This is a genomic window from Pseudomonas sp. Eqa60, assembly GCF_018326405.1.
Lineage (GTDB): Bacteria > Pseudomonadota > Gammaproteobacteria > Pseudomonadales > Pseudomonadaceae > Aquipseudomonas > Aquipseudomonas protegens.
The window spans coordinates 820,045-843,786 of sequence record NZ_AP024342.1; the positions used below are offsets into that span (position 1 = coordinate 820,045).

General features: G+C 64.6%; 21 protein-coding genes. 7 read left to right on the forward strand and 14 right to left on the reverse strand.

The window, feature by feature from the left end; genetic code table 11:
• Nucleotides 1–1,353, reverse strand: a complete 1,353-nt coding sequence (locus tag KI242_RS03615) for a 3-oxoacyl-ACP reductase (RefSeq protein WP_011059074.1) — start codon at nucleotides 1,351–1,353, stop codon at nucleotides 1–3.
• 130 nt (nucleotides 1,354–1,483) lie between these two features.
• Here KI242_RS03615 and KI242_RS03620 point away from each other — a divergent pair, with 130 nt between their 5' ends.
• A complete protein-coding gene (locus KI242_RS03620) occupies nucleotides 1,484–2,761 on the forward strand; it encodes an acetyl-CoA C-acetyltransferase (protein WP_011059075.1) in 1,278 nt (425 codons plus the stop codon).
• An 83-nt stretch (nucleotides 2,762–2,844) separates the two neighbouring features.
• On the opposite strand, the gene KI242_RS03625 is transcribed toward KI242_RS03620, so the two are convergent.
• Nucleotides 2,845–4,791, reverse strand: coding sequence for a methyl-accepting chemotaxis protein (locus KI242_RS03625; protein WP_011059076.1), 1,947 nt, complete (start codon nucleotides 4,789–4,791; stop codon nucleotides 2,845–2,847).
• A 443-nt stretch (nucleotides 4,792–5,234) separates the two neighbouring features.
• Between KI242_RS03625 and KI242_RS03630 the strand changes: the two genes are divergently transcribed.
• A complete protein-coding gene (locus KI242_RS03630; protein ID WP_053156183.1) occupies nucleotides 5,235–6,131 on the forward strand; it encodes a PA4780 family RIO1-like protein kinase in 897 nt (298 codons plus the stop codon).
• Between the two features lie 252 nt (nucleotides 6,132–6,383).
• Here KI242_RS03630 and cueR read toward each other — a convergent pair whose 3' ends face one another.
• The 3 genes from cueR to KI242_RS03645 all read right to left on the reverse strand — a co-directional run bounded on the left by cueR (nucleotide 6,384) and on the right by KI242_RS03645 (nucleotide 9,714).
• Complete coding sequence (gene cueR, locus KI242_RS03635; RefSeq protein ID WP_011059078.1) at nucleotides 6,384–6,788, reverse strand: Cu(I)-responsive transcriptional regulator; 405 nt, start codon at nucleotides 6,786–6,788, stop codon at nucleotides 6,384–6,386.
• Nucleotides 6,785–9,181 carry a heavy metal translocating P-type ATPase gene (locus tag KI242_RS03640; protein WP_123473035.1) on the reverse strand — a complete coding sequence of 799 codons (2,397 nt, stop codon included), beginning with the start codon at nucleotides 9,179–9,181 and terminating at the stop codon, nucleotides 6,785–6,787. The genes cueR and KI242_RS03640 overlap by 4 nt, the downstream gene beginning before the upstream one ends.
• 149 nt (nucleotides 9,182–9,330) lie before the next feature.
• Nucleotides 9,331–9,714 carry a hypothetical protein gene (locus tag KI242_RS03645; protein ID WP_011059080.1) on the reverse strand — a complete coding sequence of 128 codons (384 nt, stop codon included), beginning with the start codon at nucleotides 9,712–9,714 and terminating at the stop codon, nucleotides 9,331–9,333.
• A 145-nt stretch (nucleotides 9,715–9,859) separates the two neighbouring features.
• Between KI242_RS03645 and KI242_RS03650 the strand changes: the two genes are divergently transcribed.
• Together KI242_RS03650 and KI242_RS03655 are read left to right on the forward strand one after the other, a co-directional pair.
• Nucleotides 9,860–10,057: a cation transporter gene (locus KI242_RS03650; RefSeq protein ID WP_011059081.1), complete on the forward strand. Its 198-nt coding sequence runs from the start codon at nucleotides 9,860–9,862 to the stop codon at nucleotides 10,055–10,057.
• Between the two features lie 93 nt (nucleotides 10,058–10,150).
• Entirely contained in the window at nucleotides 10,151–11,347 is a 1,197-nt protein-coding gene (locus tag KI242_RS03655) for a multidrug effflux MFS transporter (RefSeq protein ID WP_011059082.1), read from the forward strand.
• Nucleotide 11,348: 1 nt separating this feature from the next.
• Here the strand turns inward: KI242_RS03655 and KI242_RS03660 are convergent, their stop codons facing one another.
• The 3 genes from KI242_RS03660 to KI242_RS03670 form a co-directional block, all read right to left on the reverse strand.
• Nucleotides 11,349–11,525 carry a hypothetical protein gene (locus tag KI242_RS03660; protein WP_015634024.1) on the reverse strand — a complete coding sequence of 59 codons (177 nt, stop codon included), beginning with the start codon at nucleotides 11,523–11,525 and terminating at the stop codon, nucleotides 11,349–11,351.
• 143 nt (nucleotides 11,526–11,668) lie between these two features.
• Complete coding sequence (locus tag KI242_RS03665) at nucleotides 11,669–12,682, reverse strand: zinc-binding alcohol dehydrogenase family protein (RefSeq protein WP_041115764.1); 1,014 nt, start codon at nucleotides 12,680–12,682, stop codon at nucleotides 11,669–11,671.
• A gap of 34 nt (nucleotides 12,683–12,716) precedes the next feature.
• Entirely contained in the window at nucleotides 12,717–13,010 is a 294-nt protein-coding gene (locus KI242_RS03670; protein WP_015634025.1) for a putative quinol monooxygenase, read from the reverse strand.
• A 116-nt stretch (nucleotides 13,011–13,126) separates the two neighbouring features.
• Here KI242_RS03670 and KI242_RS03675 point away from each other — a divergent pair, with 116 nt between their 5' ends.
• Together KI242_RS03675 and KI242_RS03680 are read left to right on the forward strand one after the other, a co-directional pair.
• Nucleotides 13,127–14,038 carry a LysR family transcriptional regulator gene (locus tag KI242_RS03675; RefSeq protein ID WP_015634026.1) on the forward strand — a complete coding sequence of 304 codons (912 nt, stop codon included), beginning with the start codon at nucleotides 13,127–13,129 and terminating at the stop codon, nucleotides 14,036–14,038.
• Between the two features lie 135 nt (nucleotides 14,039–14,173).
• Nucleotides 14,174–15,550 carry an MFS transporter gene (locus KI242_RS03680; protein ID WP_011059087.1) on the forward strand — a complete coding sequence of 459 codons (1,377 nt, stop codon included), beginning with the start codon at nucleotides 14,174–14,176 and terminating at the stop codon, nucleotides 15,548–15,550.
• Nucleotides 15,551–15,628: 78 nt separating this feature from the next.
• On the opposite strand, the gene KI242_RS03685 is transcribed toward KI242_RS03680, so the two are convergent.
• From KI242_RS03685 to KI242_RS03695, 3 genes are all read right to left on the reverse strand, one after another.
• Nucleotides 15,629–16,582 carry an adenosine deaminase gene (locus KI242_RS03685; protein ID WP_011059088.1) on the reverse strand — a complete coding sequence of 318 codons (954 nt, stop codon included), beginning with the start codon at nucleotides 16,580–16,582 and terminating at the stop codon, nucleotides 15,629–15,631.
• Between the two features lie 180 nt (nucleotides 16,583–16,762).
• The gene (locus KI242_RS03690; RefSeq protein WP_015634027.1) at nucleotides 16,763–17,728 is read right to left on the reverse strand and encodes a 2-oxoglutarate and iron-dependent oxygenase domain-containing protein; all 966 of its coding nucleotides are present in this window, start codon (nucleotides 17,726–17,728) and stop codon (nucleotides 16,763–16,765) included.
• 65 nt (nucleotides 17,729–17,793) lie between these two features.
• Entirely contained in the window at nucleotides 17,794–18,876 is a 1,083-nt protein-coding gene (locus KI242_RS03695) for a BMP family ABC transporter substrate-binding protein (protein ID WP_011059090.1), read from the reverse strand.
• Between the two features lie 324 nt (nucleotides 18,877–19,200).
• Between KI242_RS03695 and KI242_RS03700 the strand changes: the two genes are divergently transcribed.
• Nucleotides 19,201–20,289, forward strand: coding sequence for a calcium:proton antiporter (locus KI242_RS03700; protein ID WP_019092793.1), 1,089 nt, complete (start codon nucleotides 19,201–19,203; stop codon nucleotides 20,287–20,289).
• Here the strand turns inward: KI242_RS03700 and KI242_RS03705 are convergent.
• The 3 genes from KI242_RS03705 to KI242_RS03715 all read right to left on the reverse strand — a co-directional run bounded on the left by KI242_RS03705 (nucleotide 20,286) and on the right by KI242_RS03715 (nucleotide 23,640).
• Nucleotides 20,286–21,293, reverse strand: coding sequence for an SUMF1/EgtB/PvdO family nonheme iron enzyme (locus KI242_RS03705; RefSeq protein WP_232644101.1), 1,008 nt, complete (start codon nucleotides 21,291–21,293; stop codon nucleotides 20,286–20,288). The genes KI242_RS03700 and KI242_RS03705 overlap by 4 nt on opposite strands.
• 112 nt (nucleotides 21,294–21,405) lie before the next feature.
• Complete coding sequence (locus KI242_RS03710) at nucleotides 21,406–22,764, reverse strand: 8-oxoguanine deaminase (protein ID WP_194237374.1); 1,359 nt, start codon at nucleotides 22,762–22,764, stop codon at nucleotides 21,406–21,408.
• 192 nt (nucleotides 22,765–22,956) lie between these two features.
• Entirely contained in the window at nucleotides 22,957–23,640 is a 684-nt protein-coding gene (locus tag KI242_RS03715) for an SDR family oxidoreductase (RefSeq protein WP_011059094.1), read from the reverse strand.
• Nucleotides 23,641–23,742: the final 102 nt, after the last annotated feature.

Here is a 23,742-nt window from a genome sequence, read left to right on the forward strand (position 1 = left end):
TCAGGCCCCCAAGAGACTTTGTCCGCAGACCCGCAGGGCCTGCCCGCTGACGGCGCCGCTGCCCGGCTGGCCGAGCCAGGCCACCGCTTCGGCAACGTCCTGGGGCAGGCCGCCCTGGCCCAGGGAACTCATGCGCCTTCCAGCTTCGCGCAGGGCGAAGGGCACCTTGGCGGTCATCTGGGTCTCGATGAAGCCCGGCGCCACGGCATTGATGCTGATATCCCGGGCGTGCAGCAGCGGCGCCCAGGCCTGGGCCAGGCCAATCAGCCCGGCCTTGCTGGCGGCGTAGTTGGTTTGCCCGCGGTTGCCGGCGATGCCGCTGATGGAGGCCAGCAGGATCACCCGGCCATGGTCGTGCAGGCGTGCGCTGTCCAGCAGGGCCTGGGTCAGCACCTGGGGCGCATTGAGGTTCACCGCCAGCACCGCGTCCCAGTATTCCGGGGTCATGTTGGCCAGGGTCTTGTCCCGGGTGATGCCGGCGTTGTGCACCAGGATGTCGATGCCCTCCGGCAGTTGCTCGATCAACTGTGCCGGAGCGTCTTCGGCGCAGATGTCCAGGCAGATGGCGCGGCCGCCGAGACGGGCCGCCAGGGCTTCCAGATCGGCCTTGGCCTGGGGCACGTCCAGCAGCAGGACCTGGGCACCGTCCCGGGCCAGGGTTTCGGCGATGGCCGCACCAATGCCGCGGGCGGCGCCGGTGACCAGGGCCTTGCGCCCGGCCAGCGGGCGGCTCCAGTCCTGGACCTGGGTCGCGCAGGGCTGCAAGCGGATCACCTGCCCGGAAACGTAGGCGCTCTTGGGCGAGAGAAAGAAGCGCAAGGCGCCTTCCAGCTGTTCTTCCGCTCCGGCTGCCACATACAGCAATTGCAGGGTGGCGCCGTTGCGCAGTTCCTTGGCCAGGGAGCGGCTGAAGCCTTCCAGGGCGCGCTGGGCGCTGGCGGCGAAGGGCTCGTCAAGGGTTTCCGGGGCGCGCCCGAGGATGACCAGGTGGGCGCTGGGCTCGAGGTTTCTCAGCAGTGGCTGGAAGAATTCCCGCAATTGCTTGAGCTGGTCTGTGTGCAGCAGCTCGCTGGCGTCGAACACCACGGCCTTGAGCCGGGGCCCGTGGCCGGGAATCCAGGGGGTGGCCAGGGACGGGTCGGCGCCATAGCTGTAGATGCCATCGGTCAGGCGCGGCGCCAGGGCGGCCACCTGCTGTGCCAGCGCGCCGCCGCCGAGCAACAGCGCACCTTCGATAGGCCGCAGGCGACCGGCTTGCCAGCGCTCCAGGCGTACCGGCGACGGCAAGCCAAGAGCCCCGACCAGGCGCTGGCCGATGGACGAGTTGGCGAAGTCGATATAACGGTCAGACATGGAACGCACTCCGAAGGTTGGGGTTCAAAGTGTGGACCATGAATGGCCCTGGGTCGTTCGATCGGCCAGATCCCTCCTACGCTGGAGGAGGTACCCACCGCAGTCGCACTCACAGAATAGGGAGCTTTCCATGACACAGCTGCGTCGCGTCGCGATTATCGGCGGCAACCGCATCCCCTTCGCCCGTTCCAACGGCCCCTATGCCACCGCCAGCAACCAGGCGATGCTCACCGCCGCCCTGGAGGGCCTGATCGAGCGCTACAACCTGCACGGCCTGCGCCTTGGCGAGGTGGCCGCCGGTGCCGTGCTCAAGCATTCCCGGGACTTCAACCTGACCCGCGAATGCGTCCTCGGCTCGCGGCTTTCGCCCACCACCCCGGCCTACGATATCCAGCAGGCCTGCGGCACGGGCCTGGAAGCGGCGCTGCTGGTGGCCAACAAGATCGCCCTGGGGCAGATCGACTGCGGCATCGCCGGCGGGGTGGATACCACTTCGGATGCGCCGATCGGGGTCAACGAAGGCCTGCGCAAGATCCTGTTGCAGGCCAACCGCGCCAAGAGCACCGGCGACAAGCTCAAGACCCTGCTGCAACTGCGGCCCCATCACCTCAAGCCGGAACTGCCGCGCAATGGCGAGCCGCGCACCGGCTTGTCCATGGGCGAGCACTGCGAGCAGATGGCCAAGACCTGGAACATTGCCCGCGCCGATCAGGATCAACTGGCCCTGGAAAGCCATCAGAAAATGGCCGCCGCCTACGCCGAAGGCTGGCAGGACGACCTGATCACTCCCTTCCTCGGCCTGACCCGGGACAACAACCTGCGCCCGGACCTGACCCTGGAAAAGCTCGCCAGCCTCAAGCCGGCCTTCGACCGTAGCGCCAGCGGCACGCTGACGGCGGGCAACTCCACGCCCCTGACCGATGGCGCCTCGCTGGTGCTGTTGGGCAGTGAAGCGTGGGCCAGGGAGCGGGGCCTGCCGGTTCTTGCCTACCTGCGCGACGGCGAGGCCGCGGCGGTGGACTTCGTCAACGGCGCCGAGGGCCTGCTGATGGCCCCGGTATACGCCGTGCCGCGCTTGCTGGCGCGCAATGGCCTGAGCCTGCAGGACTTCGACTACTACGAGATCCACGAAGCCTTCGCCGCCCAGGTGCTGTGCACTCTCAAGGCCTGGGAAGACCCCGAGTACTGCAAGGCCAGGCTGGGCCTGGAGGCACCTCTGGGCAGCATCGATCGCGCCCGGCTCAACGTCAAAGGCAGTTCCCTGGCGGCAGGGCACCCGTTTGCCGCCACCGGCGGGCGCATCGTCGCCAACCTGGCGAAGCTGCTGAGTGTGGCGGGGCAGGGGCGCGGGCTGATTTCCATCTGTGCCGCGGGCGGCCAGGGCGTGACGGCGATCATCGAGCGCTGAGGTTCGTGGCCTTCCCCGGCACGCAGGCTCCTACACAGAAATGCCGCCCATCCGTAGGAGCCGGCTTGCCGGCGAAAGCGTCTTCAGGTCTTGAAGCGCCGTACCAGGGCGTCCAGCTCATTGGACAGCCCCGCCAGGCTCTGGGAGTCCAGGCGCGCCGAGTTCGCCAGTTCCGCCACCAGTTGCGCATCGCCATGGATCTGGCTGATGTGCCGGTTGATGTCTTCCGCCACCTGATGCTGCTCTTCGGCGGCGGTGGCGATCTGGGTGTTCATGTCGCGGATCACGTCCACCGATTCGCGGATCTGCCCGAAGCTGTTGCGCGCCAGGCCGATGCGGTTCACCGATTGCTGGGACACTTCCAGGCTGGCGTGCATCTGCTGGGTCACGGCGCTGGTGCGTTTGGCCAGGTTGCCCAGCAGCCCGTCGATCTCGGCAGTGGAGTCGGCGGTACGCTTGGCCAGGGCCCGCACCTCGTCGGCCACCACGGCAAAACCGCGACCCTGCTCCCCGGCCCGGGCGGCCTCGATGGCCGCGTTCAGCGCCAGCAGGTTGGTCTGTTCGGCGATCGAGCGGATGGTGCCGAGGATCGACTGGATGTCGGTGCTGTCGCGTTCCAGTTGCTGCATCGACTGCGCCGACTGTTCGATCTCCTGGCTCAGGCGATCGACGCTGTGCACCGCGTCATCGATCTGCTGCTGGCCTTCCCGGGCCTGGCGCTGGCCACTGTCCGCCGACTCGGCGGCCTGGCTGCAGGAACGGGCCACTTCGTTGGCGGTGGCGACCATTTCGTGGAAGGCGGTGGACACCATGTCCACCGCTTCGCGCTGGCGCCCGGCGGCTTCGGCCATGTCGCTGGAGACCTGGGTCGAACTGTGGGAAGTGGCGAGGATCTTCTGCGCGGCCTGGCCGATGCTCTGGATCAGGTTGCGGATTGCCGCCAGGAACTGGTTGAACCAGTTGGCTAACTGCGCGGTTTCGTCGCTGCCACGGATATTCAGACTGCGGGTCAGATCGCCTTCGCCTTGGGCAATGCCTTCCAGGCCACTGGCCACGCCGCGGATCGGCCGCACGATGAGGCTGGCGAAACTCGCCCCGAGCACTGCGAACAGCACCGCCAGGATCGCGGCAATACCGGCGATGATCCAGGTCAGCTGGGTGGCCGCGCCCATGACTTCGTTCTGCTTGATCAGGCCGATGAAGGTCCAGCCCAGTTGCTCCGAAGGCCAGACGTTGGCCATGTAGTGCTCGCCGCCCAGTTCCACCTGCACCAGGCCCTTGCCGGCCTTGGCCAGTTGCGCGTAACCCTCGCCGAGGCTGCCCAGGGCCTTGAAGTTGTGCTCCGGCTGCTTGGGGTCCACCAGCACCGTGCCGTTGTTTTCCATCAGCATCAGGTAGCCCGATTCACCCAGCTTGATCTGTTTGACGATCTCGGTGAGCTGCTTGAGCGACACGTCGACTGCGACCACGCCGCCCTGGGGGCCCAACTGGTTGGCCAGCGAGCGCACGGTGCTGACCAGCACCGCATCGTCGCTGGCCCAGTAATAGGCCTCGGTGCGCAGGGTCTTGCCCGGGTTGGCCTGGGCGGTCTTGTACCAGGGGCGTACGCGGGGGTCGTAGTTGGCCAGCTTCAGGTCGGCGGGCCAGGAGACGTATCCGCCGTTGCTCACGCCATAGGACACATAGGAATAGGCAGGATGGCTGGCGGCCATGGCGGCGAACAGCTCGAAGATTCGTTTGTCCTGCTCGCCTTCCGGGGCCTTCGCGGCATCGGCGCTCATCCAGGTCTTGAGGTTGTCGCCGGCCTGGGTGATCAAGGGTTGAGCGGCCAGGTAATCGATGTTCTGGCTGATGCCTTCGAAGAACAGCTGCATGGCGTTGGCCACTTGGCGGATCTCGCGGCCGCTGCCGTCGACGAAGGTGTTTTCGGCCTCGCTGCGCAGGTTGATCACCACCAGCGTGGCTACCAGCACCACGGGCAGGCTGGCGATGACGGCAAAGGCCCAGGTCAATTTCTGTTTGATGTTCATCCGCGCTCCAGTTTTTTGTAAGACCACGAAGTGCAGGCGACTCGCGGATTTATCGGCAGCTTGAAAGATGACGCTGATTGCATCCCTGGGGTGAAGTCGAGCCCGCGGCGATCGAACCTTGGCCGGTGGCTGACGTCTTTATTGGATTGTCGGACAAACTCCCTGTCTCTCTGAGGGCTTCGGCTGGCGCCGGGCAATATTGAGCCGCAGGCAGAAAAAAACTTCCGCGGGCAGGCCCGCGAAGGGGCTGGCCTGAGTGCCACTGATGGACGGTTGCGGACGCCGTCTCGGCTATGATCCTTGGCGGCGTCGATGGATTGATCTGGCACATTGAGTGCATTGCTGTCGCTCGGTGGTCGGCAGCCCTTTCCCGTCGTGGGAGGATTGCCGTATAACGAGTGACTTTCGCGTGTTTGGTAACAAGGGACCCACAATAAAAGCTGATGAAGACTCCAAAACGCATTGAACCGCTGATCGAAGACGGTCTGGTAGACGAGGTGCTGCGCCCACTCATGAGTGGTAAAGAGGCAGCTGTGTATGTGGTGCGCTGCGGCAACGAGCTACGTTGCGCCAAGGTCTACAAGGAGGCGAACAAACGCAGTTTCCGTCAGGCGGCGGAGTATCAGGAGGGGCGCAAGGTTCGTAACAGCCGTCAGGCGCGGGCCATGGCCAAGGGCTCGAAGTTCGGGCGCAAGGAAACCGAGGACGCCTGGCAGAACGCCGAAGTGGCGGCGTTGTTCCGCCTGGCCAATGCCGGGGTGCGGGTGCCCAAGCCGTTCGACTTCCTCGAAGGTGTGCTGTTGATGGAGTTGGTGGCCGACGAGTACGGCGATGCGGCACCGCGGCTCAACGATGTGGTGCTGGAACCGGACCAGGCCCGTGAATATCACGCCTTCCTGATTTCCCAGATCGTGCTGATGTTGTGTACCGGCCTGGTGCACGGTGACCTTTCCGAGTTCAACGTGCTGCTGACTCCGGATGGCCCGGTGATCATCGACCTGCCCCAGGCGGTGGATGCTGCCGGCAACAACCATGCCTTCAGCATGCTGGAGCGTGACGTCGGCAACATGGCGTCCTATTTCGGGCGTTTTGCCCCGGAACTCAAGGGCACTCGGTATGCCAAGGAAATGTGGGCCCTGTACGAGGCTGGCACCTTGCATCCGGGCAGCGTGCTGACCGGCGAGTTCGACGACCCCGAAGAACTGGCGGATGTCGGCAGCGTGATCCGCGAGATCGAAGCGGCGCGCCTGGACGAGGAGCGTCGCCAGGCAGTACGCGCGGCGGATGATGTGCCGCCGGGCAAATCCGAAGAACCACCGCCTCCGCCCTGGATGCAGTGATGCCATAAAAAAATCCGGCCTTGGCCGGATTTTTCATTCCCGCAAACTACCCGGCCCCTTGGCCCCTTGGCCCCTTGCACCTTGCACCTTGCATCTTGTAGCCGCTGCCGAAGGCTGCGCACGGCCCGAAGGGACGCAGGGATCTTGAGGGCGCCGAGGTCTGGCGGGAGATCGCCAAGCAAGGTCCTGCGGGCCTTTTCGCAGCCTCGCCCAGTGCTCGGCAGCGGCTACATGGGCCGGCAGGTCACAGGCTCAGGATCCGCAGCAACTGCCCGAGGCCAGTTCCTTGAGGATCGGGCAGTCCGGGCGGTGGTCGCCCTGGCAGTGCTCCACCAGGTCCTGCAGGGTGTCGCGTAGCCCTGCCAGCTCGCGGATCTTCTGGTTCAACTCGTCGATATGCTGGCGGGCCAGGGCCTTCACATCGGCGCTGGCCCGCTGCCGGTCCTGCCACAGGGTCAGCAGCTTGCCCACCTCTTCCAGGGAAAACCCCAGGTCCCGGGAGCGCTTGATGAAGGCCAGGCTGTGCAGGTCGTCATCGCCATACAGGCGATAGCCGCTGTCACTGCGATGGGCGGGCTTGAGCAGGCCGATGGACTCGTAGTAACGGATCATCTTGGCGCTCAGGCCGCTCTTTCGGGCTGCTTGGCCGATGTTCATTCGGCGTTCTCCAGGTCTTTGGGTTTCCAGGTTTTCAACAGTAGCGCATTGCTGACCACGCTGACGCTGGACAGCGCCATGGCCGCCCCGGCGAGCACCGGGTTGAGCAGGCCGAAGGCCGCCAGCGGGATGCCGATCAGGTTGTAGACGAAGGCCCAGAACAGGTTCTGGCGAATCTTCGCGTAGGTCTTGCGGCTGATTTCCAGGGCCGCCGGGATCAACCGTGGATCGCCGCGCATCAGGGTGATGCCGGCCGCATGCATGGCCACGTCGGTGCCGCCGCCCATGGCGATGCCGATGTCCGCCGCCGCGAGGGCCGGGGCGTCGTTGATACCATCCCCGACCATGGCCACCACGCCGGTCTTTTTCAGCTCGGCCACCGTGGCCGCCTTATCCGCCGGCAGCACTTCGGCGTGCACGTCGGTGATGCCCAGGGCGTCGGCCACCACCTTGGCGCTGCCGCGGTTGTCGCCGGTCAGCAAATGGCTGCTGATATGCCGTGCATTGAGTTGCTGCACCGCCTGCAACGCGCCGGGCTTGAGGGTGTCGCCAAAGGCGAACAGTCCCAGCACCCGGGATTGCGGGCTCTGCTCGATCAGCCAGGACAGGGTCCGGCCTTCGTGTTCCCAGTCCCTGGCCGCCTGGGCCAGGTCGCCGGGGTTGAGGCCGCTTTCTTCCAGCAGGCGGCGGTTGCCCAGGGCCAGTTGGCGGCCCTCCAGGGTGCCGGCGATGCCTCGCCCGGTGAGGGACTGGCTGGCGCTGACGTCAGCCACCGGCAGTTGGCGTTCCTGGCACAGGTCCAGCACGGCCTTGGCCAGAGGGTGCTCACTGCCGCGCTGCAGGGCACCGGCCAGTTGCAGCACGCTGTTTTCATCGCCTTCCACCGCCTGCATATGGGCGATGCGCGGGGTGCCGGAGGTCAGGGTGCCGGTCTTGTCGAAGACCACCGAACTGACTTCGTGGGCCCGCTCCAGGGCTTCGGCATCCTTGATCAGGATGCCGTGGCGGGCCGCCACGCCGGTGCCGGCCATGATCGCCGTGGGTGTGGCCAGCCCCAGGGCGCAAGGGCAGGCGATCACCAGCACCGCCACGGCGTTGATCACCGCGGTTTCCAGCGGTGCGCCGTACAGCCACCAGCCCACCAGCGTGATCAGCGCCAGCACCAGGACAGTGGGCACGAACACCTGGCTGACTTTATCCACCAGTTTCTGGATCGGTGCCTTGCCGGCCTGGGCGTCTTCCACCAGGCGAATGATCCGCGCCAGCACGGTTTCCGCCCCCAGGGCCAGGGTGCGCACCAGCAGCCGGCCTTCGCCGTTGATGGCGCCACCGGTGACCTTGTCGCCGGGTTGCTTGGGCACGGGCAGGCTCTCGCCGCTGATCAGCGCTTCATCGGCATGGCTCTGGCCTTCGATGACTTCGCCGTCCACCGGAAAGCGCTCGCCGGGCTTGACCAGCACCAGGTCACCCAGGCGCAAGGCGCTGATCGCGACTTCCTGTTCGCGGCCGTCGATGACCTGGATCGCCCGTTCCGGACGCAGGGCTTCCAGGGCGCGGATGGCACTGGCGGTCTGGCGCTTGGCGCGGCTTTCCAGGTATTTGCCCAGCAGCACCAGGGCGATTACCACCGCCGAGGCCTCGAAGTACAGGTGCGGCATGCTGCCCGCGGCGGCGGTGGCCCATTCGTACAGGCTCAGGCCATAGCCGGCGCTGGTGCCCAGGGCCACCAGCAGGTCCATGTTGCCGCTGCCGGCGCGCACGGCCTTCCAGGCCGCGACATAAAAGCGTGCACCGAAGATGAACTGCACCGGGGTGGCCAGGGCGAACTGGGCCCAGGCCGGAAGCATCCAGTGCAGGCCGAACGGCTGCACCAGCATCGGCAGCACCAGGGGCAGGGCCAGGAGGATGGCCAGCACCAGGCTCCAGCGCTCGCGTCGCAGGTTCTGCTGTTGCTCGTCGCCCTGTTTCTGCTCGGCCTGCCACAGGCTGGCGGAGTAGCCGGCCTGGGTCACGGCATTGACCAGCAGCGCCGGGTCGACCTGGCCCAGCAGTTCGACATGGGCACGCTCGGTGGCCAGGTTGACGCTGGCGCTGCGGACGCCGGGGAGTTTGTTCAAGGCGCGTTCGACTCGCCCGGCGCAGGTGGCGCAGGTCATGCCGCCGATGCTCAGTTCGACGGCTTGCACCGGCACGCTGTAGCCGGCGTTTTCCACGGCTTCCAGCAGGGCCGGCAGGCTGTCTTGCGGTGCTTCGACCCGAGCCTGTTCCGTGGCCAGGTTGACGCTGACCGTGCGAATGCCGGCGACCTTGCCCAGGGCACGCTCTACGCGCCCGGCGCAACTGGCGCAGGTCATGCCGGCAATCGGCAGGTCGAAAGTGGTTGATTCAGGCATGGCGACGCTCCCTGTGAATGTTGCCTACAGGATCAACCTTGCCACGCAGGCAAGGTCAAGGGGGCATTGCACGGGTGCTTCATTTTGTCCCAGGGGCTGCTCGCAGTGCGCGAACAGCAGGCCCCGGGAGCTCGGCAGGGGGCGGGGTGTCAGTATTCCAGGGCGGCGGGCTTGAGGTACATGCCCGAGGCGTTCATGGCGATGCGGAACTTCAGCACATCGCCAGCCCGCAGGCTGATGTCCTGGGAACTCGGGGCAAGCAGCCCGGCATTGCAGCCCGGGGCCTGGCCTGGCAGCAGTTTCAGGCGCAGAGAAACCTTGCCCGGCGGCAGGTTGAACGAGGCGCTCTGTTCCTGGAACAGCCGACCGGCAAGCTGGTCCTGGATGTACAGGCCGATCTCGCAGGACGTGGCGACTTCCAGCCGCTCCCTGGAAATGATCAGCACGCCGTAGTCCTCTCCGGCGGCCAGCGCCGATGGGGTTGCCGCGAACAGGCCCAGGAGGCCGACGAGGCTGAAAGTTGACCAGCGCATGGCTGAATCTCCCGCTGTTATGTCGTAAGACGTGCAGCTTGGCCGAGCGCGCCGCCGATTTCCAGCCCGGCAGATCAATCCGGAACTTGACCTTGCCACGGTGGCAAGGACAAGACTTGCTCCAACCCAATACAGGAGAAGCGCAATGCAAGTATTCAACGTTCAAGGCATGTCCTGCGGTCACTGTGTGCGTGCCATCACCCAGGCGCTGCAAAGCAAGGACCCGGCGGCCACCGTGCGGGTGGATCTGGCGGCCAAGGAAGTCGGAGTCGAGAGCCGCCTGTCCAGCGATGAGGTGATCAGCCTGATCAGCGAGGAAGGCTACGCGGTCAAGGTTGCCTGAGCCTTTTTATATAGTTAGCGACCTATCGGAATGTTCAAGGCGTCCAAGCGCGGCTAGACTGTGCGACCGCTGACCAACGCTCGTTTGGATGCCATGAACCTCCGCACAATCCTGATTCTCGGCGCTCTGAGCGCTTTCGGCCCGCTGGCCATCGACTTCTACTTGCCGGCCTTCCCCTCGATGGCCCTGGCTTTCGGCACCGATGAAAAACACGTTCAGCTGACCCTGGCCGCCTACTTCCTCGGCCTGTCCATCGGCCAGTTGGCCTATGGCCCGGTGGCCGATCGTTTTGGCCGGCGCCTGCCGCTGCTGGCGGGGGTGGGCCTGTTCACGCTGGCCTCCCTGGCCTGCGCCTATGCGCCGAACCTGGAATGGCTGATCGGCGCACGCTTTGTCCAGGCCCTGGGCGGATGCGCCGGGATGGTGATTTCCCGGGCCGTGGTCAGCGACAAGTGCGATGCGGTGGGTTCGGCCAAGGTCTTCTCCCAACTGATGCTGGTGATGGGCCTGGCCCCGATCCTGGCGCCAATGCTGGGCGGCCTGCTGGTCAACCTCTACGGCTGGCAGTCGATCTTCATCATGCTCACGGTGTTCAGTGCACTGTCCGGGCTGGCAGTGGCCCTGGGCCTGCCGGAAAGCATGCCGGCCACCCGCCCGCGTCTGCCTCTGTCCGGGGCGTTGCGCCAATATGGCCTGCTGCTGTCGGACCGGGTATTTCTCGGCCACGCCTTGACCGGCGGGATCGCCATTGCCGGGATGTTTTCCTACATTGCCGGTTCGCCCTTTGTCTTCATCAAGCTCTATGGCGTGCCAGCGGAGCACTTCGGCTGGTTCTTCGGGATCAATGCCGGGGGCTTCATCCTGGTGGCGCAGATCAATGCGCGCCTGCTGGCCAAGCGTGGCCCGGCGTTCCTGCTGGCGCGCACCGTGTGGATCTACCTGGCAGCGGGCCTGACCCTGCTCGGCGTCAGCGCCTTGCACACCAGTGCGCTCTGGCCGCTGCTGCTGCCGTTGTTCGTGTGTATCGCCAGCCTGGGCTGCATCATTCCCAATGCCGCAGCCTGCGCCATGAATGGTCAGGGCGCACGGGCCGGCAGCGCCTCGGCGATGCTCGGTTGCCTGCAATTCAGCGTGGCGGCAGGGGCGGCGTACCTGGTGGGTGTGCTGCATGACGGCAGCGCCATGCCGATGGCCATGGTCATCAGCCTGTGCGGTGTGCTGGCGGTGAGCATGGCGGTCATGACCCGGCGCTTGCAGAATGCCCGGGCGCTGAAGGCTGCCGAGCTCTGAGTCAGCCGGTGGCGCGCTGGCTCTGGGGAATCGGGTGGGGGGCTTGCAGGCGGCTTTGCAGGGTCTGGGTGAAGGCCCGGGCTTCGGCCTCGCTGCGGAACGTCACCACATGCTGGTCGAGCCGCACCTGCCATTGAGAGCCCTGGGGGTGTGCCAATTCTTTTATCAGGATCTTCATTGCTGACCTCCTAACGGTAAAAGACTGCGCTGCAAGGGCCCCCAGTGTAGACCCGAATACGGTCACAAATATGACCGGAATCAACTCTCGGACTGACGGCAGCCAGCACCTTTTACCGGTGCCGGCTGCCGTTCGTTAACGCCTCAGAAACCTTCGAGGACGATCTTGCCGCGAGCCTTGCCGCTCTCCAGCAGGGCGTGGGCGCGGCGCAGGTTGGCTGCGTTGATCTGGCCGAAGTGCTCACCCACCGTGGTCTTCAAGGTGCCGGCGTCAATCAGTTCGGCGACCCGGTTGAGCAGCACGTGCTGCTCTTGCATGTCGGCGGTTTCGAACAGCGAACGGGTGTACATGAACTCCCAGTGCAACGACAGGCTCTTGCGCTTGAGCTTGGTCACGTCGAGGCTTTTCGGATCGTCGATCAGCGCCAGCTTGCCCTGGGGTGCCAGGGCTTCCACCAGTTGGTCGAGGTGGGCATCGGTCTGGGTCAGGCTGGCGACGTGGGTCACCTGGCCTGCGCCAATGCGCTGGAGTTCGGCGCTCAGTGGCTGGCTATGGTCCACCACCGCATGGGCGCCCAGCTCGCGGACCCAGGCCTGGGTCTGTTCGCGAGAGGCACTGCCGATCACCTTGAGGCCGGTGAGCTGACGGGCCAGCTGGGTGAGGATCGAACCAACCCCGCCGGCAGCGCCGACGATCAGCAGGCTCTGGCCTTTGTCAGCCGGCTCCTGGCTGATCTGCAGGCGTTCGAACAGCAGCTCCCAGGCGGTGATCGCGGTCAGCGGCAGGGCGGCGGCCGCGGCGAAGCCCAGGCTCTTGGGCATGTGGCCGACGATCCGTTCATCCACAGTGTGCAGCTCACTGTTGCCGCCGGCCCGGGCGATGGAGCCGGCGTAGAACACCCGGTCACCGACCTTGAACAGGCTGACGTCGCTGCCCACGGCCTTGACCACCCCGGCCACGTCCCAACCCAGCACCTTGGCCGCGCCACCTTCGGGCTGGACGTTCTGGCGCACCTTGGTGTCCACCGGGTTGACCGAGATGGCCCTGACTTCCACCAGCAGATCGCGAGGGCCGGCCACGGGCTCGGGCAGCTCGATGTCTTGCAGGGACTTGGGATCGTCGATGGGCAGGGAAGCGTAATAGGCGATGGCTTTCATGTTGAGTTCCTGATGATGAGTAGGGAAAAAAGGCTCAGACAATCAACTGCAGGCGCTTGAGCTCGAAGTGCTCGATCGCCTCGCGGGTCTGATGGAGGAAATGCCGGAAGTGCGCGGTGTTGTTGTGAAACTCAAGGGCTGCTTCATCGTCCCAGCGCTCCAGCACGTAGAAGGTGCCCGGTTGCTCGGCATCCTGGTGCAGCTCGTAGTACTGGCAACCGCTTTCCTCACGGCTGGGCGAGACCAGGGCGCTGAGCTCGCGCTTGAGAACGTCTTGCTGCTGGGGCTTGGCGATCAGGGTGGCAATCGCGGTGAAGGCTTGGGACATGTGGGCTTCCTCAGGTGCTAGGCGATGGGAGGGATGATTGGCTATTTCTCCCGAGGATAAAACCGGCTAAAAGAGCAGGCTCTTTCAATATTTTTTTGATAATCCAGGAAAGCCTCATGCTGCGATTCGATGACCTGCAGTTGTTCGTGCGTGCCGCAGACCTGGGCAGCCTGTCGGCGGCGGCCCGGGTCATGGACCTTTCGCCTGCGGTGGCCAGTGCTGCCCTCAAGCGCATCGAGGAACACCTGGGCGCACGGCTGCTGGCCCGTTCCACCCGCAGCCTGCGGCTCACCGCGGAGGGCGAGGGCTTTCTCGAATACGCCCGGGCGGCCTTGAGCAACCTGGATGAAGGCCGGCGCCTGCTGGCCAGCGGTCAGGATCAGGTCAGTGGCGTGTTGCAGCTTTCTGCCCCTTCGGATTTTGGCCGCAATCTGCTGTTGCCCTGGCTCGACGAGTTCCAGCGTGAACATCCCAAGCTCAGCGTGCGCTTGCTGCTGGGGGACCGGATTGCCGACCTGTTCCGCCAGCCGGTGGACATTGCCCTGCGTTACGGCGAACCGGAGGACTCCAGCCTGGTGGCGCTGCCAGTGGCTCCGGACAACCGCCGGGTGCTGTGCGCCGCCCCCAGTTATCTGGCCCGCTACGGCGAGCCGCGCCAGCTGGAGCAACTGGCCCAGCACAACTGCCTGTTGTACATGCTCGACAGCCGGGCTCATGACCTCTGGAGCTTTCATGACGGCAAGCGCGAGGTGAGCCTCACCGTCAGTGGTGACCGCCTGAGCGACGACGCCGATGTGGTGCGGCGCTGGGCCGTGGCCGGTGAGGGGATTGCCTACAAGTCCTGGCTGGATGTGGCCGCCGATGTGCTGGCCGGCCGCCTGCAGATACTGCTGCCGGAACTGCGCTGCGAAGGCGCGTCGCTGAACCTGCTGTGCACCCACCGGGCGCACCTGAGCAAACCGGTGAAACTACTGCGTGACCTGCTCCAGGAGCGTTGCGCGCAGATCAGCGCGCAACGCCCGCGATAGGAGCCGGCTTGCCGGCGAGCCTGGGCACCGTGCCCTCGGCGTCGCTGGTGGACGCGAACAGGTCGCCCTCGGCAATCAGCCCCGGCCTCGATCCCGCACACTCGGGCGGTCAAGCATTCAACCGGGGGAACGGGCATGGGCATACAGGAATACAGCGCCGCAGAGCGCCTGGAACGGCTACCCATCAGCGGCTATCACCGGGTGATCTTCATCATCATCGCCCTGGCGTTTTTCTTCGACTCCATGGACCTGGCGATGATGACTTTCCTCCTCGGCTCGATCAAAACCGAGTTTGGCCTGAGTTCGGCCCAGGCCGGCCTGCTGGCCAGCTCCAGTTTCTTCGGCATGGTGCTGGGCGCCTCGCTGTCGGGCATGCTTGCCGACCGCTATGGGCGCAAGCCGGTGTTCCAGTGGAGCATCGTGCTCTGGGGCGTGGCCAGTTACCTGTGTTCCACCGCCCAGAGCGTGGACAGCCTGACCCTGTTCCGGGTGTTGTTGGGGATCGGCATGGGCATGGAGTTTCCCATCGCCCAGTCGATGCTCTCGGAGATGATTCCGGCCCAGCGTCGCGGGCGCTACATCGCCCTGATGGATGGCTTCTGGCCCCTGGGTTTCGTCGCCGCCGGGGTGCTCTCGTATTTCCTCCTGCCGCTGATCGGCTGGCGTGACATCTTCCTGGTGCTGGCAGTACCGGCGGTGTTCGTGCTGGTGATCCGCTTCTTCATTCCCGAGTCACCGCGCTGGCTGGAACAGGCCGGGCGCCACGCCGATGCGGATCGGGTGCTGTGTGGCATCGAAGACAAGGTGCGCGCTTCCCTGGGCACGGCGCAATTGCCGGAGCCGCTGCACCTGCCGCGTATCGACAGTGCGCCGGGGCACTTTTTCTCGGCACTGAAGCAGATCTGGTCGCCGCTCTATCGCCAGCGCACGATGATGATCTGGAGCCTGTGGTTCTTCGCCCTGCTGGGCTTCTACGGCCTGACGTCCTGGCTCAGCGCCTTGCTCCAGCAGTCCGGTTTTGCGGTGACCCAGTCGGTGTACTACACGGTGCTGATTTCCCTGGGCGGGATTCCCGGGTTCCTCATGGCGGCCTGGCTGGTGGAGCGCTGGGGGCGCAAGCCGGTGTGCATCGTGACCTTGCTCGGCGGCGGGGTCATGGCCTTCTTCTACGGGCAGAGTGCGGTCTTTGGCGGCAACGTCAGCCTGCTGATCGGCACCGGGCTGCTGATGCAGTTTTTCCTGTTCGGCATGTGGGCGGTGCTCTACACCTATACCCCTGAGTTGTACCCGACGTCGGCCCGGGCTACGGGCTCGGGGTTCGCTTCGGCGGTGGGGCGCATCGGTTCGCTGTTGGGGCCGCTGGTGACCGGGCTGGTGTTTCCGTTGACCGGGCAGGGCGGCGTATTCGCCCTGGGGGCGGCGTGCTTCGTGATTGCCGCGGGGGTGGTCTGGCTGTTCGGGATGGAAACCCGGGGCAAGACCCTGGAGGAGTTGAGCGAGGCGGGGAGCTGATAGAGACGGGGGGGACCTGTTCGCCGGCCAGCCGGCTCCTACAGGTTCGTGTAGGAGCCGGCTGGCCGGCGAAGGCCGTTACGGCTTGACCAGCCGTGCATCCAGGCTGTTCTGCGCCAGGCGCCGGGCCTGGTCCTGGGTCATGCCCAGGTCGGTGTGCAGGGCGTGGAAGTTCTCGGTGACGTAGCCGCCGAAGTAGGCCGGGTCATCGGAGTTGACCGTGACCTTCACTCCGCGCTCCAGCATTTGCAGGATGTTGTGCTGGGACATGTGGTCGAACACGCAGAGCTTGGTGTTGGACAGCGGGCACACAGTCAGCGGGATCTGCTCGTCGATGATCCGCTGCATCAGCCGCTCGTCTTCGAAGGCACGTACACCGTGGTCGATGCGCTGGATCTTCAACAGGTCCAGGGCTTCCCAGATGTACTCCGGCGGGCCTTCTTCACCGGCGTGGGCGACGGTCAGGAAGCCTTCGCTGCGCGCGCGGTCGAATACCCGCTGGAACTTGCTCGGCGGGTGGCCCATTTCCGAACTGTCCAGGCCCACGGCGACGAATGCATCGCGAAACGGCAGCGCCTGGTCGAGGGTTTTCTGCGCCTCTTCTTCGCTCAAGTGGCGCAGGAAACTGAGGATCAGGCCGCTGGTGATGCCCAGTTGCTGCTCGCCATCTTTGAGTGCGCTGGCGATGCCGTTGAGCACCACTTCGAACGGCACGCCACGGTCGGTGTGGGTCTGCGGGTCGAAGAAGGGTTCGGTGTGGATCACGTTCTGTTCTTTGCAGCGCAGCAGGTAGGCCCAGGTCAGGTCGTAGAAGTCCTGGGAGGTGCGCAGCACGTCGGCGCCCTGGTAGTACAGGTCGAGGAATTCCTGCAGGTTGTTGAAGGCGTAGGCCTTGCGCAGGGTCTCGACGTCGCTCCAGGGCAGGGCGATCTTGTTGCGTTCGGCCAGGGCGAACAGCAGTTCCGGTTCCAGGGAACCTTCCAGGTGCAGGTGCAACTCGGCCTTGGGCAAGGCGTTCAGCCAGTCATACATGGTGTCGTCTCATCAGGTGCAGGCGGGCGCTGCGAGAGTGATGCGCTGCCGGGGCCGTGCCCTTCTGTGGGGAACTGGCTGTGGCTTGCGGCTTTCGCCAGGTTTTCACCGGGCCCGAAAAAGCCGCCATTCTACATCTGGCGGCGCAAATGTTCGGCAAAACCTGACCGGGGGGGGCGGTCAGGCCTGCTCCAGCTCCCGGCGGTAGGCGTAGGTATCGGCAAAGCGCGAGAGCAGGAATTGGGCGCAGGTGGTCACCGGGTACTTGGCCGGGTGCTCCGCGTCCTGGCAGCCGGGCAGGCATTCGATGCGGGTGTCCGGGTGCGGCTCGGCGAAGAACGGCATCGAGTAGCGGTCCACCCCCAGCGGGCTGATGACCCGGTGCGGGGTCGACAGGTAACGGTCGTTGCTCCAGCGCGCCATCATGTCGCCGAGGTTGACCACGAAGCTGCCGTCGATGGGCGGGGCGTCGATCCACTGGCCCTTGACGTTGCGCACCTGCAAGCCGCCAGCGGCGTCCTGGTAGAGCAGGGTGATGCAGCCGTAGTCGGTGTGGGCGCCGGCGCCTTGCTGCTCTGCGCTGCTGGCGGTGTGGCGCGGCGGATAGTGGATCATCCGCAGCACGCTCACCGGGTCCTGGAAGCGGCGGTCGAAGAAATCACGTTCGATGCCCAGGGCCAGGGTCATGGCCCGCAGCAGGGTCTGGGCCAGGGCCTGCATGTCCTGGTAGTGCTGCTCCATCAGGGCTTGCCAGCCGGGCAGGTCAGGGTGGCGGTTGGGCCCGCGCAGGGGTTTTTCCGCCAGCACGTCCGGGTGCTCGGCCGGCAGGTGCAGGCCCATGTCGAAAGTTTCCTTGAGGTCGCTGGGCTTGCTTGGGTCCAGCTGCTCGGTGGCGATGGCGCCGTAGCCGCGATGGTGACGGCTCTGGGTGATATCGATCTTGAGTTTTTCAACACTGGGCAGGGCGAAGAAGTGCTTGGCCGTGCTCAGCAATTGCTCGATGCGTTGTGCACTGATCGGGTGACCCTTGATGTAGAAGAAGCCCCATTCTCGACAGGCGCGGTCGATCTGCTTGGCGACACTGTCCCAGCCTTGCTGCTCATCCTGATACAGCGGGCTGATATCGATGATCGGCAGTTGATTCATGAAAGTGCTCCCATCCTGTTGGCGGTCCGTCGTCGCTGGCGGATGCTCCGACAGCGACGGCCAGATTATTTGGGGATGTCCGCCTTCAGGCCTTCGACGTAGTAGTTCATCGAGGCCAGTTCGGCATTGCTGGCGCTGACCCCCGCGGCGATTTTTTCGACCCCGGCCTGGTCCTTGATCGGGCCGGTGAACGGGTGGAACTCGCCGCTCTTGATGCTGGCGATGATCTGTTCGGCCTCGGTTTTCACCGGGGCCGGCAGCAGGTCGCTGAGGGGCAGTTCAACCGTACCCTCTTTCAGCCCACCCCAGTAGTCCTGGGGTTTCCAACTGTGGTCCATCACCCCCTGGGTGGCCTGGATGTAGTGCGGGCCCCAGTTGTTGACGATGGAGGTCAGCACCGCCTTGGGGCCGAAGTGGGCCATGTCCGAGGCATAGCCCACCGCGTACACGCCACGCCGTTCCGCGGCCTGGATCGGCGCCGGGCTGTCGGTGTGCTGGAAGATCACGTCGGCGCCCTGGTCGATCAGGGCATTGGCGGCGTCGGCTTCCTTGCCCGGATCGAACCAGGAGTTGACCCACACCACCTTGATCTCGGTGCCCGGGTTGTATTTGTTCAAGGCCAGCTGGATGGCGTTGATGTCGCGGATCACCTCCGGAATGGGGAAGGAGGCGACGTAGCCGATCTTCTTGCTCTTGGTCATCTTCGCCGCGAGGAAACCACCCACATAGCGGCCCTCGTAGGTGCGCGCCAGGTAGGTGCCGAGGTTCTTGTCCTGCTTGTAGCCGGTGGCGTGTTCGAAGGTCACCTTGGGGAACTGCCTGGCAACCTTCAGCGTGGGGTTCATGTAGCCGAAGGAGGTGGTGAAGATCAGGTCGTAGTTGTCCTTGGCCATGTTGCGGATCACCCGCTCGGCGTCGGCGCCTTCGGCTACGTTCTCCACGTAGTTGGTCTTGATCTGGTCGCCGAATTTTTCCACCAGGGCCTTGCGCCCCTGTTCATGCTGATAGGTCCAGCCGTGATCGCCTATGGGGCCGATGTAGACGAAACCGACCTTCAGCGGATCGGCGGCGCTGGCGGTAAGGCTGGCACTCAGGCCGATGGCGGCGGCCAGGGTGCAGAGCAACTTGTGCAACGGGCGTGTATGCATGAATGGGAGCTCCATCTTGTTGTGGGGGGCTGGGGCGGCAAGCACTGGAGGGCAATGCAAATAGCTGACCAACAGGACAACAAAGATGGCCATTGCGCCGGCGAGGCGGTTTCTACGGGGGCTTTGGGGCGCGCTTTTCGCTGGCAAGCCAGCTTCTACGGGGCTGGAATGCAGGAGGCTGCTTGCCGGCGAAGGGCTTTTCAAGAACCAACCCGGTGCGCGGCGCCTGGGGCTGGTGCACTAACATGTAACGAAACGTTAGTGACTTGGTGCAGTCTTTCAGTCATCTCCTGTACTCGTTTTTATTCCCGTCAAAGGACTGCAATGCTCAATTCCCTCAAGCAAGAAAAGTTTCTACTGCTTGCGCTGCTGGCCGCCGTGGCTGCCTATCCGCTTGAACACCTGTTGCTGGGCAGTGGCCAGGGCATCGCCCTGAGCGCCGGGCTGGTGCTGATCGGCTTTATCGTCATGGCTTCGATGCGCGTCGCCCACCACGCTGAACTGCTGGCGGAAAAGGTCGGCGACCCCTACGGCACCATGATCCTGACCCTGGCCGCGGTGCTGGTGGAAGTGGTGATCCTGGCGATCATGATGAGCAACGAAGCCTCGCCGACCCTGGTGCGCGACACCATCTACTCGGCGGTGATGCTGGACATCAACGGCATCCTCGGCCTGGCCGCACTGATGGGCGGCATCAAGCATGGCGAGCAGCCCTACAACGACGACTCGGCGCGTACCTACAGCGTGATGATCCTCACCGCCATGGGCGTGTCGATGGTGGTGCCGGAGTTCATCCCCGAGGCCGACTGGAAGGTCTACTCGGCCTTCACCATCGGCGCCATGGTGGTGCTCTATACCCTGTTCCTGCGCATGCAGGTCGGGCCGCACAGCTATTTCTTCAGCTACAGCTACCCGGAAAAACGCCGCAATAAAGAGGCCCAGGAACAGCCCCATGCCATCAACCTGGCCTGGAGCATCGGCATCCTGGTGTTCGGGGTGGTGGTAATCGGCGCCCTGGCCGAGGTGATGTCCAAGACCCTGGACCTGGGCCTGGAAGGCACGGGCGCACCGCCGGTGATCACGGCGATCCTGGTGGCGGCGATTTCCGCCGCGCCGGAAATCCTGACCGCCCTGCGCGCCGCCCTGGCCAACCGCATGCAGTCGGTGGTCAACGTGGCCCTGGGCGCTTCCCTGTCGACGGTGATCCTCACGGTGCCGGTGATGGAGGCCATGGCCTTGTACACCGGCCAGCCCTTCCAGATGGCCATGACTCCGGTGCAGACGGTGATGGTGTTCATCACCCTGATCGTCAGCGCGATCAACCTCAACGATGGTGAAACCAATGCCATAGAAGGCATGACTCACTTCGTGCTGTTTGCGACCTTCATCATGCTGTCGCTGCTCGGTCTTTAAAGGGGTTGCGCCGACTGGATAGCGCAGCGAAAGCTGACCCCGGGGGCATTCCAGGCCGCGAGTGCCCCCCAACTCCAACGACGCACGGTGCTGGCCGAGGGCGAAAAGGTCGGGTCGTTGGCATTTACGTTGTTGGCGCCCCGTTGCGCCCGATAAATGCCTGTTTCAGGCCCTTGCGGGTTCTCCACGGGAGACTCGCGATAGTAGTGTTTATCGTACCAATCGTTGACCCATTCACTGGCGTTGCCGGTGAGGTTGTAGAGGCCCAGCGGGTTAGGCACAAACCTGTCCACGGCGAAGGTTTCGTTGTCGTCAGGGGCCGGGAAGTTGCGGCCGTAATCCAGATTGCCATTGTCGGTGGCGAACATCACCGGTTGGCCGCGGTTGCGCGCCGCATATTCCCATTGGGCCTCGGTGGGTAGATCGACGGGATAGCCGCTGAGTTCTGCCAGCCAGCCGCAATAATCCTTGGCTTCTTGCCATTCTTTAGACGCCGGGGCGGGCAGGTTTGCCTGGTAAAGGTGCTTCATCTCGGCGAGTTCGCGCAGTTTCGCGTCGAACGGCGGCTTGCCTTGCGCGAGGAAGAACAGATCGAAATCGCCCAGGGTGGTTTGCAACGAGGACAGGTAATAGCTGCTCAATTTGACCGGATGAACGAAGTCGTCATCGACCTCGAGGCTGATCCGCTCCATTTTTTCCGGGGCCACGCCACAGGGCCATTGGCACAAGGCCTGTGGGTCGAAGCCACGGGGCCAGCCGAAATCACCCATCTGGAATTCGCCCCCCTCAATCAGCACCATGTTGTCCAGCGAGCGGACCACTGTGTTAAGTACGGCCTCGCGGTTTTGTGGGGACAGATTCGGGTATTTACGGCTGATGGTCGACGCAATTTCTGCCACTTTTTCAGCTGACAGCACGTTACTGGGCGGGCCAGCAACCTCCTGTTTCTCGCAGCCTGAAATCAGCAGCGCGACGCAGAGCGCCAGTCCGTACTTTTGTTTCACGTAATGTCCCTATAACGGTTCGGATGAGGGCGGCAAACTAACATGTTTCCTCCCTCTGATACCGTTCAACGCACAGGCGAGGGATACGCTCCCTCGCCGTGGGCGCCAAAGATCAGGTGCCGGCGATCAGTTGCCGGGCCGCCTGGCTGTGATCGGCGATCAGGTTTTTCAGATCCAGCCCTTCGACCTGGCCATCAATCACCCGCCACTTGCCGCCAATCATGACCCGGTCCGCTCGATCCGCGGCGCACAACAGCAGCGCTGAAACCGGATCATGGCTACCCGAGAAACGCAGTTCATCGAGCTTGAACAACGCCAGGTCTGCCTGCTTGCCTACCGCCAGTTCGCCGATGTCGGTACGGCCCAACAGGCTTGCCGACCCCTGGGTCGCCCAGCCCAGTACACGCTCCGGGGTGATCTTTTCGGCGCCGTAACGCAGGCGCTGGATGTACAGCGCCTGACGCGCTTCGAGGATCATGTTCGAGGCGTCATTGGACGCCGAACCGTCCACGCCCAAGCCGAACAGCGCCCCTGCATCGGTCAGCTCGATGCTGGGGCAGATGCCGGACGCCAGGCGCATGTTCGAACTCGGGCAATGGCAGATGCCGGTACCGGCCTGGCCGAGGCGGGCGATCTCATCCGGGTTGAAGTGGATGCCGTGGGCCAGCCAGGTACGCGGACCGAGCCAGCCGACGCTGTCCAGATAATCCACCGTGCGCAGGCCGAAACGCTGCAGGCAGAAGTCTTCTTCGTCGAGGGTCTCGGCCAGGTGAGTGTGCAGGCGCACATCGAGCCCGTTGGCCAGTTCGGCGCTGGCCGACATGATTTCCGGGGTCACCGAGAACGGCGAGCACGGTGCCAGGGCGATCTGGATCTGCGCACCGTCGCCACGCTCGTGGTACTCGTGAATCAGGCGCTGACTGTCGTCGAGAATCACCTGGCCTTCCTGCACAGTCTGTTGCGGTGGCAGGCCGCCGTCCTTTTCGCCAAGGCTCATCGAGCCGCGGGTGAGCATGGCGCGCATGCCCAGTTCACGCACGGTTTCGACTTGCACGTCGATGGCGTTTTCCAGGCCGTCCGGGAACAGATAGTGATGGTCGGCGGCGGTGGTGCAGCCGGAGAGCAGCAGTTCGGCCAGTGCCACTTTGGTCGCCAGGGCGAGTTTTTCCGGGGTCAGCCGGGCCCAGACCGGGTACAGGGTCTTGAGCCAGGGGAACAGCGGCTGGTTGACCACCGGCGCCCAGGCGCGGGTCAGGGTTTGATAGAAGTGATGGTGGGTGTTGATCAGGCCCGGCAGCAGCACGTGCTCGCGGGCATCGAAGACCTGCTGGCAGGGGCTTGCAGGTTGCTGGCCGAGGCCCAGCACTTCAACGATCAGGCCGTCTTGCAGCACCAGGCCGCCACGGGCGTCGAGGGCATTGCCGGTGAAGATGGCCAGGGGATTTTTTAACCAGGTACGGATCGCAGGCATGGTTGCCGGCTCCTCTGAAAGTGGGTTCAGGTTAGCCAGCTCAGTGATGCCCTGTCTGCTGATCCAGGGTCGCCGCAAGGGGCGAGGTGCGCAGTCTAGCGAAAGATTTGCCAGGGGACAAAACTTGCATTTTGCCCCCCGTTCCAGAGCCTTCGCTGGCCTGTGCAAGGGCTGCCCGGGGCAGCCGCGGCCTTACCAGGGGATGGTTTCGCCTTTGTAGTTGACGAAGTGATGACCGCCCTTGCCGGTGTAGGCATTGACCTGGGCGATCAGCCCGCGGGTGCTGGTCTGCACATCGATATCGGCGCCTTCGCCGCCCATGTCGGTCTTCACCCAGCCCGGGTGCAGCGAAAGCACGGTGAGCTTCTGCCCCAACTGGGTCACGAAGCTGTTGGTCATGGAGTTCAGTGCGGCCTTGCTGGCCTTGTACAGGGCCAGCTCCGGCGCGTCGGGCATGGTCACGCTGCCCAGCACCGAACTCATGAACGCCAGCACGCCGCTGTCCTTGCGGATCTGCCCGACAAAGCGCTGGGCCAGGTTGATCGGCGCCACGGCGTTGGTGAAGAACAGCTGGCCGACTTCGGCCAGGGTCGCCTGCCCCGGCAACTGGTTGTCCGGGCCCTTGACCCCGGCGTTGACGAACAGCAGGTCGAACACCTGGTCCTTGAGCTTCTGGCTCAGGGCAATCACCGCTTGCTGATCGTCCATGTCCAGTTGCTCGATCTGCACCTTGCCCAGGGCTTGCAGCGCCTCGGCCTTGTGCGGGTTGCGCACGGTGGCGGTGACCTGCCAGCCGTCTTCCAGCAGGCGCTGGACCAGGCCGAGGCCCAGGCCCCGGGAGGCGCCGATGATCAGTGCGGTTTTTGCCGTGGACATGATGAGGTTCCTTGATAAGTGAGGATCACGGATTCAATGGACAGGCTTGTCCCAGTCGCAGTTGCAGCTCGGGGCGCAACTGGCCCGGTTCTCCGATGCGCA

Coding starts and splice junctions, on each gene's coding strand:
- KI242_RS03685 (WP_011059088.1), bottom strand. CDS start 16,582: ATGTATGACTGGCTGAACGCCTTGCCCAAGGCCGAGTTGCACCTGCAC.
- KI242_RS03650 (WP_011059081.1), top strand. CDS start 9,860: ATGCAAGTATTCAACGTTCAAGGCATGTCCTGCGGTCACTGTGTGCGT.
- KI242_RS03700 (WP_019092793.1), top strand. CDS start 19,201: ATGCTCAATTCCCTCAAGCAAGAAAAGTTTCTACTGCTTGCGCTGCTG.
- KI242_RS03625 (WP_011059076.1), bottom strand. CDS start 4,791: ATGAACATCAAACAGAAATTGACCTGGGCCTTTGCCGTCATCGCCAGC.
- KI242_RS03680 (WP_011059087.1), top strand. CDS start 14,174: ATGGGCATACAGGAATACAGCGCCGCAGAGCGCCTGGAACGGCTACCC.
- KI242_RS03710 (WP_194237374.1), bottom strand. CDS start 22,764: ATGCCTGCGATCCGTACCTGGTTAAAAAATCCCCTGGCCATCTTCACC.
- KI242_RS03670 (WP_015634025.1), bottom strand. CDS start 13,010: ATGTCCCAAGCCTTCACCGCGATTGCCACCCTGATCGCCAAGCCCCAG.
- KI242_RS03695 (WP_011059090.1), bottom strand. CDS start 18,876: ATGCATACACGCCCGTTGCACAAGTTGCTCTGCACCCTGGCCGCCGCC.
- KI242_RS03640 (WP_123473035.1), bottom strand. CDS start 9,181: ATGCCTGAATCAACCACTTTCGACCTGCCGATTGCCGGCATGACCTGC.
- KI242_RS03655 (WP_011059082.1), top strand. CDS start 10,151: ATGAACCTCCGCACAATCCTGATTCTCGGCGCTCTGAGCGCTTTCGGC.
- KI242_RS03675 (WP_015634026.1), top strand. CDS start 13,127: ATGCTGCGATTCGATGACCTGCAGTTGTTCGTGCGTGCCGCAGACCTG.
- KI242_RS03660 (WP_015634024.1), bottom strand. CDS start 11,525: ATGAAGATCCTGATAAAAGAATTGGCACACCCCCAGGGCTCTCAATGG.
- KI242_RS03690 (WP_015634027.1), bottom strand. CDS start 17,728: ATGAATCAACTGCCGATCATCGATATCAGCCCGCTGTATCAGGATGAG.
- KI242_RS03715 (WP_011059094.1), bottom strand. CDS start 23,640: ATGTCCACGGCAAAAACCGCACTGATCATCGGCGCCTCCCGGGGCCTG.
- KI242_RS03665 (WP_041115764.1), bottom strand. CDS start 12,682: ATGAAAGCCATCGCCTATTACGCTTCCCTGCCCATCGACGATCCCAAG.
- KI242_RS03615 (WP_011059074.1), bottom strand. CDS start 1,353: ATGTCTGACCGTTATATCGACTTCGCCAACTCGTCCATCGGCCAGCGC.
- KI242_RS03630 (WP_053156183.1), top strand. CDS start 5,235: ATGAAGACTCCAAAACGCATTGAACCGCTGATCGAAGACGGTCTGGTA.
- KI242_RS03645 (WP_011059080.1), bottom strand. CDS start 9,714: ATGCGCTGGTCAACTTTCAGCCTCGTCGGCCTCCTGGGCCTGTTCGCG.
- cueR (WP_011059078.1), bottom strand. CDS start 6,788: ATGAACATCGGCCAAGCAGCCCGAAAGAGCGGCCTGAGCGCCAAGATG.
- KI242_RS03620 (WP_011059075.1), top strand. CDS start 1,484: ATGACACAGCTGCGTCGCGTCGCGATTATCGGCGGCAACCGCATCCCC.